Here is a 7,798-nt window from a genome sequence, read left to right as displayed (position 1 = left end):
CACCGGCTGCTGCACGGCCTGCCCGTCACGGACGCGCTGGCCGCGGTCGACGGCCTGTTCCGGGTACGGCACCTGGACAAGCCCCTCGCCCAGGCCCTGGAGACACTGGCGGACGCGGCCTGCGCCGGCAACGCCTTCCTGCTCGCCGGCGACGGCGCCTTCCACCTCCTCGACCGCCCGGACCCCGACCTCCTGGCCCGCACCGTCCCCGCCGACCGCCCGCCCGCCTGGCGCGCCCTGGACGCCACCGTCCTGCACGCCACGCTCCTGGAGCACGTCTGGCACATCCCCGAGGACTCCCCGGCCCACATCGCCTACATCCACGACACGGCCGCCACGGTGGACAAGGCCGAACGCGACGGCAGTACCGCGGTCCTGATGCACCCCGTGCGCGAGGAGGTCGTACGCGACCTGGCCCGCCAGGGCGTGACCATGCCCCGCAAGTCAACGTCCTTCGGCCCCAAACCGGCCTCCGGACTCGTCCTGCGGGCCCTGCACATCTGAACCGGCGGCTCGCACGGCCTACCGTTGTGCGGCAGCCTGCCGCAGATGACGGCTCACGTCACCGACGAGGTTGATACGGACCTTCCGCTCCACGAAGCGCCACCGCCCGGCACGGCGCTCGAAGCGGTCGTGGTAGCGGCCGCCCGCGATGGGCTGCAGTGGCAGGTCCGGCAGCGCCTGCAACACGGTGACGTAGGAACGTGCCCGCGCCGTGCCCGCCTGTTCGTCGACCTCGATCGCGGTGTTGGTGGTGACGTGCTGGGTGCGCGGCGTACCGTCGGCGTAGACGATCACGGTGTCACGGAACATCTTCTCGATCGCCGCGCGCCCGCTCACCGGCTCGCCGCTGCCCGTGAACGTGGCGTCGGCGAGCAGCGCGCCGAGCCCCGCGAAGTCGCCGTCGTCCACCAGCTCGGCGTACCGGGCGATCAGGTTCTCGATGGCCCGGTGGCCCGACGCGGGGTCGGCGGGCACGGGGGTGGACGTCGGCATGGTGTCCTCCAAACGGCACGGGTCTGCTCCAGGTATAACACCTGAAGTGTCCCGGGCCGCTCGCGGGCGTGTGCACACCTTCCTCCGGTGACACCTCCGTGCCGGAGGCAGCTCACGTCGTGGCGAGTGCCTCGGTCGGTGTGAGCCGCGCCGCGCGGATCGCCGGGTACACACCCGCCAGCATCCCGATGACCACGGCACCGCCGGCACCCGCGCCGAGCACCGCCGGCGGGATCACGGGCCGCCAGCCCTCGTAGACGGCGTAACCGGCGGTGGCCAGGACTCCGGTCACCGTGCCCGCGACCCCGCCGAGGAGTGACAGCACCACCGACTCGGTGAGGAACTGCCCCCTGATCTGACCCCTGTTCGCGCCGAGCGCGCGCCGCAGGCCGATCTCCTTGCGGCGTTCGAGCACCGAGATGTACATGGTGTTCGCCACGCCGATCGCGCCCACGAGCAGCGCCACCCCGGCGAGGCCCAGGAACAGCGACGAGAAGGCGCTGTTCGTCGCCCGCTTCGCCGCCAGGGCGTCCGAGGGGCGGCTGACCTGCACCAGTCCCGGCAGTTCCGGGTACAGCGTGGCCGGCAGCACGGACGAGACCGCCTCGACGGCGTCCTCGCGGGCCTTCACGTACACCACGGTCGGGTGCCCGTCGAACGCGAGGGCCTTGCGCGCCGCCTCCCAGCCGACCAGCACCGAGCGGTCCAGGTCCGGCGCGAGCGGCAGCGGATCGAGGATGCCGATCACCGTGAACCACGTCGTTCCGACGAGGATCTGCGGTGCCTGCCGGCCCGGCGGCAGGCTGGTCACACCGAGGCGGGACGCCGCCTCGTAGCCGAGGACCGCCGTCGGCAGCCGGTCGGTCGCCGGGTCGAGGAACTTCCCCGCCCGCACCCGGCCGTTGACCACCGGCAGCAGGCCGTCGCCGCTGGCGAGGACCGAGAGACCCAGTCCGTCGTGCGGGTCGGTCCGGTCCGACCGGTGCACCAGCTGGTGGGTGTTGGCGACCTGTCCGGTCGCGGTGACCGGCCCGATGCGGGCGGCCATCCTGTCGGCGGACGCGGGCAGCAGTACGGGAGGGTCCTGGTCGCGCTGCGGGACCGCGCGCAGCACGTTCGTGCCGAGCGCGGACAGCCGGTCGTCCAGCGCTCGCTGGCTGGACGCCGGGATCCCCGTCACGAGGACGAGGGTCGCGACGCCGATGGAGATGCCCAGCGCGGACAGCGCGGCACGCAGCCTGCGGGTACGGATGCCGATCAGCCCGAGCCGCAGCACGTCGGACGGGCTCTGCCGGACCGGACGGGCGAGCCTTCCGGAGCCGGCGGCGCGCAACGGCGCCTTCCGCGCGGCGCTCACCGGTTCCCTCCCGGGGCACCGGTGTCCCTGACGATCCGCCCGTCGCGCATCTCCACCCGGCGCGGCAACCGCGCCGCGATGGACCCGTCGTGCGTGATCACGGCAATGGTGGTGCCCTCCGCGTTCAGCCGCACGAGCAGGTCGAGCACGGCCCGGCCGTTGGCGGAGTCCAGCGCGCCCGTCGGCTCGTCCGCGAGCACCAGGGCCGGCTCGCCCACCAGTGCGCGGGCGATCGCGACGCGCTGCCTTTCACCGCCGGACAGCTGGTGCGGCAGGTGCCCGGCCCGGTGGCCGAGTCCGACCCGTTCCAGCGCGGCGAGCGCGAGCGCGGTGCGCCGCCGGCGCGGCACCCCCGCGTACAGCAGTCCCGTGGCGACGTTCTCCGCCGCGGTCAGCCCGTCCGTCAGGTGGAACTGCTGGAAGACGAAGCCGAGCCATCGTCCGCGCAGCGCGGACAGCCGGCGGTCGCTCAGGGCCGCCGCGTCCTGTCCCGCGATCTCCACGGTGCCGCGGGTGGGCAGGTCGAGCGTGCCCATGATGTTCAGCAGCGTGGACTTGCCGGAGCCGGAAGGGCCGACGATGCCGAGCAGTTCACCCTGGTGGATCGTCAGGGACACGTCGTCGAGCGCCGTCACGCCGCCGGGGAACGCCTTGGTCGCGTGGGTGAGCCGCAGTACGGGTGACGGCCCGGCGGGTCCGGCCGCCGCGGACGGCGGTCCGGCGGGTACGGCACGCGGGGCCGGCGTGTCGCCGCCGACGCCGATGGGGAGTGTGTTCACGACGCCGTCACCACCCGCTGCCCCTCCGCGATCCCCGCGCCCGAGACCTCGACCCGGCCCTTGGCGAACAGTCCCGTCTTCACGGCGACCAGCTGTCCGCTCGGGCGCTGGAGCGCGTACCCGCTCTCCTGGAGCGCCAGCAGCGCGCCCACCGGCACGGTGAGGACGTGCCTGCGGGTCTGGGTCGTGAAGGTCACCCGCACGGATGCCGCGTCCAGGTTCCCGACCGAGGCGCTGTCCACCGGCACCACGGTGACCCGTACCGACGGAGTGGTGTCGTTGCCGGACGCGTCGCCGTCCGGACCGCCCTCCACCGTCGTACCCACCGAGGCCACCTTCCCCCGTACGCGCCGGGTGTCGGGGAGGGTGACGACGACCTTGTCACCCTGGTGGACCTCGGCCGCGTCACCGGCGTCGACCGTCACCGACACCGACTTGCGCAGGGAGGTCACCGACAGGACCTCCTCCTCCGCCGGGTCGCCGAGCTGGGCCTTGACCGCGCCCACCCGGACCGCGCCGGGCAGCACGACCACCTGGCCCGCCGAGAGCGTCCCCGTCTGCTGCCGGCCCGTGTCGCGTTGCCACCGCTTCAGCGCGTCGAGGAGCGACGACGTCAGGACGGCTCCGGGGGCTTCGCCCGTGCCGGCGGACGACGCGGTGGGGCGCGGCTCGGGGCCGATGTCGTAGCCGAGGGCCTTGAGGTTGTCCGCGAGGACGGTCACGTCGGAGCCGCTCGCCCCCGCCTTCACGGCCGCCTCGTCCAGGGTGCGGAAGACCGGGGTGCCGCCGTAGAAGACGGCGACCGGCTGGTCGTCCACCCAGTACAGGGGCCTGCCCCGGGTCACCGTCGATCCGGTCGCCGGCAGCTTGGTGATCACGCCCTTGCCGGTGCCCTTGACCGTGACCGGCGCCCCGTAGCCGAGTGTGCCGGGCAGCTCCTTGCTGTCGGACAGGTCGGCGCGCCGGATGAGGGTGGTCTGCGCGGACGGCACCCCGGGCGGCTCGGCCCGGCCGGCGTCCCCGTGCCGCTTCAGCGCGACTCCGCCGTAGACCCCGCCCGCGACGACGGCGAGCACGGCGACGGCGATCGCGATCCGGCCGCCGGCGCGTGTGCCGCGGCCGGTGGACGCGTGTGCGCCGGCCTCAGTTCTTGCCCTTGCCACCGAACGCCTCCACGCGGCAGTCGTCGTCGGCCTTGCCGGTCGGGAGACTGCCGCCGTCGTCGTCACCGGTCCAGCCGTCGGGGCTCCCGTCGGACGTGAAGACCTCGTGCACCTTGAAGCCCTTTTGTCTCAGGCACGTGACGTAGGCGCGGTAGTCGTCCGCGTAGTGCGGGTTGGTCTCGGGGCGCTCCTCGACCGGCTGGAGCGGCATCTTGTACAGGCATGCGTGGTACTGCGCCTTGTACCGGTCCGCGACCTTCGGGTCGTCCACGGGAGGCGCCTGTTTGCCGGGGCGGTCGACCCGCGCGTTGTTCATGGGGACGCCGTGGGCCTGCAGGCACGCCCAGTACGCGTCCCACAGCCGGTCGGTCTCCTCCTGCGTGCTGTCGAGGCGCAGCTGCGGGCGCTTGGCGTCGATGGCGGCGGTGGAGGACCGCGCGGAGGGGGCCGCCCCCGGTGTGCCGCCGCCGGCCGACGGGGTCGCCAACGACGCGATGCCGCTGTCCGCCGCCTTCCGGCCGCCGTCGCTACTGCCTCCGCCTTTGCCGCCGCAGGCCGTGAGGGCGGCGCCCGCCGTCAGGAGGGCGGCGGTCAGGACGACGGCCGGGACACGGTGGGTCCGGCGCGGGGCGCGTGCCCCGCCGGGGGCGCCGGCGGCGGGGTGCGGCCGGCCCGTCTCGTTTCTCATGACGGCAGAGGCTGCCGGGCGAATGTCAGAGGTGTGTCAGGAAGCGATGGCCCTGCCGTGTCCTCGTGCGCGAGGTGTTCATGGATGTCATGGGTGTTCCTAGACTCCTCGCATGTGTGCGCATGTGGTCGTCGCCGAGGATGACGCCAAGCAAGCCGAACTGATCCGCCGTTACCTGGAACACGAGAGCCACGGCGTGACCCTCGTCCGGGACGGCCGGGCCGCGCTCGACGAGATCCGCCGGCGCCTGCCCGATCTGCTGGTGCTCGACGTGATGATGCCCGGTCTCGACGGGCTCGACGTCTGCCGGACCGTCCGGTCCGAGGCCGGCCTCGAAGGGCTGCCCCTGCTGATGCTGACCGCCCGGTCCACCGAGGAGGACCTGTTGCTCGGACTGGACCTGGGCGCGGACGACTACCTGACCAAACCGTTCAGCCCCCGTGAGCTGATGGCCCGCATCCGGTCGCTGCTGCGGCGCAGCGCCCGCACCCGGCCGGCGGCGCCCGGTGCGGCGGCCGGCACACCGGGCGGCGACCTGCTGACCGCGGGCCCGGTGACCGTGGACCCGGCCCGGCACGAGGTGTGGGCGCACGGTACGCGGATCTCCTGCACCCCGGGCGAGTTCCGGCTGCTGGAGGTGCTCGCGGGCCGGCCGGGGCAGGTGTTCGGCCGGTCGCAGATCCTGGAGCGGCTGCACGGCTTCGACCGGTACATCACCACGCGGACGGTCGATGTGCACGTGATGAACCTGCGGCGGAAGATCGAGCAGGACCCGCGCCGGCCGCGGTGCCTGGTGACCGTGTACGGGGTGGGCTACAAGCTGTCCGACGACACACACCCGCCCCGGGCCGGGAGTGTGCGCCATGAGCGGTGACGTCCGGTCCGGCCGGCCGTCCGCGGACCGGGCTTTCGCCGTTCCCTTGGGCCGCAGCCTGCTCCTGCGCCTGCTCGCCGTGGCGGCCCTGGTGTCGGTGTGCTCGATCGCGGCCACCGCGTGGGTGGTCGTACGGTCGACGGCCGTGGCGATCCGCCAGGAGCAGGGCAAGGACCTCGCCGACGACACCAGGACGTACGACGTGCTGATCGGTTACGCGGCACGGCACCGGAACTGGGACGCGGTGGGCTCCACGGTGGCCGCGCTGGGGCGGACGACGGGGCACCGGATCGTGCTGCGCGACGGTGACCGGACGCTCGCGGACTCCGCTCCGGTGCCCGGCCACCCGTACGTGGTCCCTCCCCGGCCGACCGCCGTCGTCGACCCGCTGTCGGTCGATCCACGACGGCTGCCGGCCGCGGCGCGGGACGGCGGGATCGACCCGCGTGCCGTCGGCCCGTACCGGCTTTCGGAGGGCGAGAGCGCCAGACTGCTGGGGACGGCCCGGGACGTCGTCGCGTGCCTGCGGGCGCAGGGCGTCGCGGCGCGGGTGGTGACGGGTCCCAGCGGCCGGCCCGCCGTGCGGACACCGGCCGGGCAGCGCGTCGGACCGCGGTGCGAGCAGCCGGTGCTGAACGACCCGATGCCCTCCGAACGCAAGGCGCTCGACACCCTCGACGACCTGATCGGCAGCTGCCTGGCGCGGCGGGGGTTCGGCCAGGTGCACGTGCTGCTCGACGGGTCCTGGCAGCCGGCGCGCACGCGCTCCACGTCCGCGGACCCCCCGCCCGGCAAGGACGTGCGGGACTGCGTCGCGACCGGGCGCGCGGAACAACTCAAGCCGTACGTGGCGCCCGCCGCCCGGCTCTACGTCAGCAGCCCCGGCGACCGGACCGCCACCACCTTCCTCGACCTGTCGGCGCCCAGCAAGCTGCGGATCGCGGGGGGAGCGGCGCTCGTGCTGCTCGTGACGGTCGCGGTCACCGCGTTCGCGGGCATCCGGCTGGTGCGGCCGCTGCGCAGGCTCACCCTGGCCGCACAGCGGATGGAGGCCGGGGACGTCTCGGCGCGGGTCGAGGTGACGGGCGGTGACGAGATCGCCCGGCTGTCGGCCGCGTTCAACGCGATGTCACGGCGGCGCGAGCAGCTGGAGTCGGCCCGCAAGGCGATGGTGAGCGACGTGGCGCACGAGCTGCGCACGCCGCTGAGCAACATCCGCGGCTGGCTGGAGGCGGTCGAGGACGGCATCGTCCCGGCGGACGAGAAGCTGGTGGCCTCGGTGCTGGAGGAGGCGGTGCTGCTCCAGCACGTCATCGACGACCTACGGGACCTCTCGGCGGCCGACGCGGGGGAACTGCCGCTGGTCACCGAGCCGTTGAGCGTGGCCGACGTCCTCGCCCAGACGGCCCAGGGCCACGGCCCGCGCGCCGAGGCCGCGGGGGTGCGGCTCGTGGTGGCGGCCGACCCGGAACTGACGGTGCCGGCCGACCCGGTACGGCTGCGGCAGGCGGTCGGCAACCTCGTGTCGAACGCCATCCGCCACACACCGCCCGGCGGCACCGTGCGGCTGACGGCGGCCGGTGACGTGCCCGGCCCCGCCCGGACCGGGACGGCGACGGGGACCGCCGTCAGGGCGGGCGTCCGGATCGAGGTCCGCGACACGGGCCCGGGGATCGCGCCCGAGGACCTGCCGCACGTCTTCGACCGCTTCTGGCGGGCCGAGAAGTCCCGCTCGCGCCAGACCGGCGGCAGCGGGCTCGGGCTGTCGATCGTGCGCAAGCTGGTCGAGGCACACGGCGGCACGGTCGAGGCCCACAGCACCCCGGGCACCGGCTCGACCTTCACGCTGCGACTGCCCGGGCTTCCCTCGCCGCCGTGCTGAACGGCTGCCGCGCGGTCGACCGGAGCCTCCTCCGCAGTACCGGATGTGGTTCGGCGTAC

General features: G+C 74.1%; 8 protein-coding genes. 3 read left to right on the top strand and 5 right to left on the bottom strand.

Annotated elements, in window-relative coordinates; genetic code table 11:
- Positions 1 to 504: DUF1015 domain-containing protein (locus ACZ5DC_RS33680; protein WP_468659104.1), on the top strand; the 504-nt coding region annotated here is incomplete at its 5' end.
- 18 nt (positions 505 to 522) lie between these two features.
- Here ACZ5DC_RS33680 and ACZ5DC_RS33675 read toward each other — a convergent pair.
- The 5 genes from ACZ5DC_RS33675 to ACZ5DC_RS33655 all read right to left on the bottom strand — a co-directional run bounded on the left by ACZ5DC_RS33675 (position 523) and on the right by ACZ5DC_RS33655 (position 4,983).
- Positions 523 to 996, bottom strand: coding sequence for a nuclear transport factor 2 family protein (locus ACZ5DC_RS33675; protein ID WP_468659102.1), 474 nt, complete (start codon positions 994 to 996; stop codon positions 523 to 525).
- A gap of 112 nt (positions 997 to 1,108) precedes the next feature.
- A complete protein-coding gene (locus tag ACZ5DC_RS33670) occupies positions 1,109 to 2,353 on the bottom strand; it encodes an ABC transporter permease (RefSeq protein ID WP_468659100.1) in 1,245 nt (414 codons plus the stop codon).
- On the bottom strand, positions 2,350 to 3,027 hold the full coding sequence (locus tag ACZ5DC_RS33665) for an ABC transporter ATP-binding protein (protein WP_468659122.1): 678 nt from the start codon (positions 3,025 to 3,027) through the stop codon (positions 2,350 to 2,352). Before ACZ5DC_RS33665 ends, ACZ5DC_RS33670 begins: the two co-directional genes overlap by 4 nt.
- 101 nt (positions 3,028 to 3,128) lie before the next feature.
- Positions 3,129 to 4,295: an efflux RND transporter periplasmic adaptor subunit gene (locus ACZ5DC_RS33660; RefSeq protein WP_468659098.1), complete on the bottom strand. Its 1,167-nt coding sequence runs from the start codon at positions 4,293 to 4,295 to the stop codon at positions 3,129 to 3,131.
- Complete coding sequence (locus ACZ5DC_RS33655; RefSeq protein WP_468659096.1) at positions 4,276 to 4,983, bottom strand: hypothetical protein; 708 nt, start codon at positions 4,981 to 4,983, stop codon at positions 4,276 to 4,278. Before ACZ5DC_RS33655 ends, ACZ5DC_RS33660 begins: the two co-directional genes overlap by 20 nt.
- A 112-nt stretch (positions 4,984 to 5,095) precedes the next feature.
- On the opposite strand from ACZ5DC_RS33655, the gene ACZ5DC_RS33650 reads away from it, so the two are divergent.
- Positions 5,096 to 5,857: a response regulator transcription factor gene (locus ACZ5DC_RS33650; RefSeq protein WP_468659094.1), complete on the top strand. Its 762-nt coding sequence runs from the start codon at positions 5,096 to 5,098 to the stop codon at positions 5,855 to 5,857.
- Positions 5,847 to 7,739, top strand: coding sequence for a sensor histidine kinase (locus tag ACZ5DC_RS33645; protein ID WP_468659092.1), 1,893 nt, complete (start codon positions 5,847 to 5,849; stop codon positions 7,737 to 7,739). Before ACZ5DC_RS33650 ends, ACZ5DC_RS33645 begins: the two co-directional genes overlap by 11 nt.
- Positions 7,740 to 7,798: the final 59 nt, after the last annotated feature.

The organism is Streptomyces sp. NPDC031445 (genome assembly GCF_055581365.1).
The sequence above is the reverse complement of the archived record's forward strand: the minus strand, read 5'-3'. Positions and strand labels throughout refer to the sequence as shown.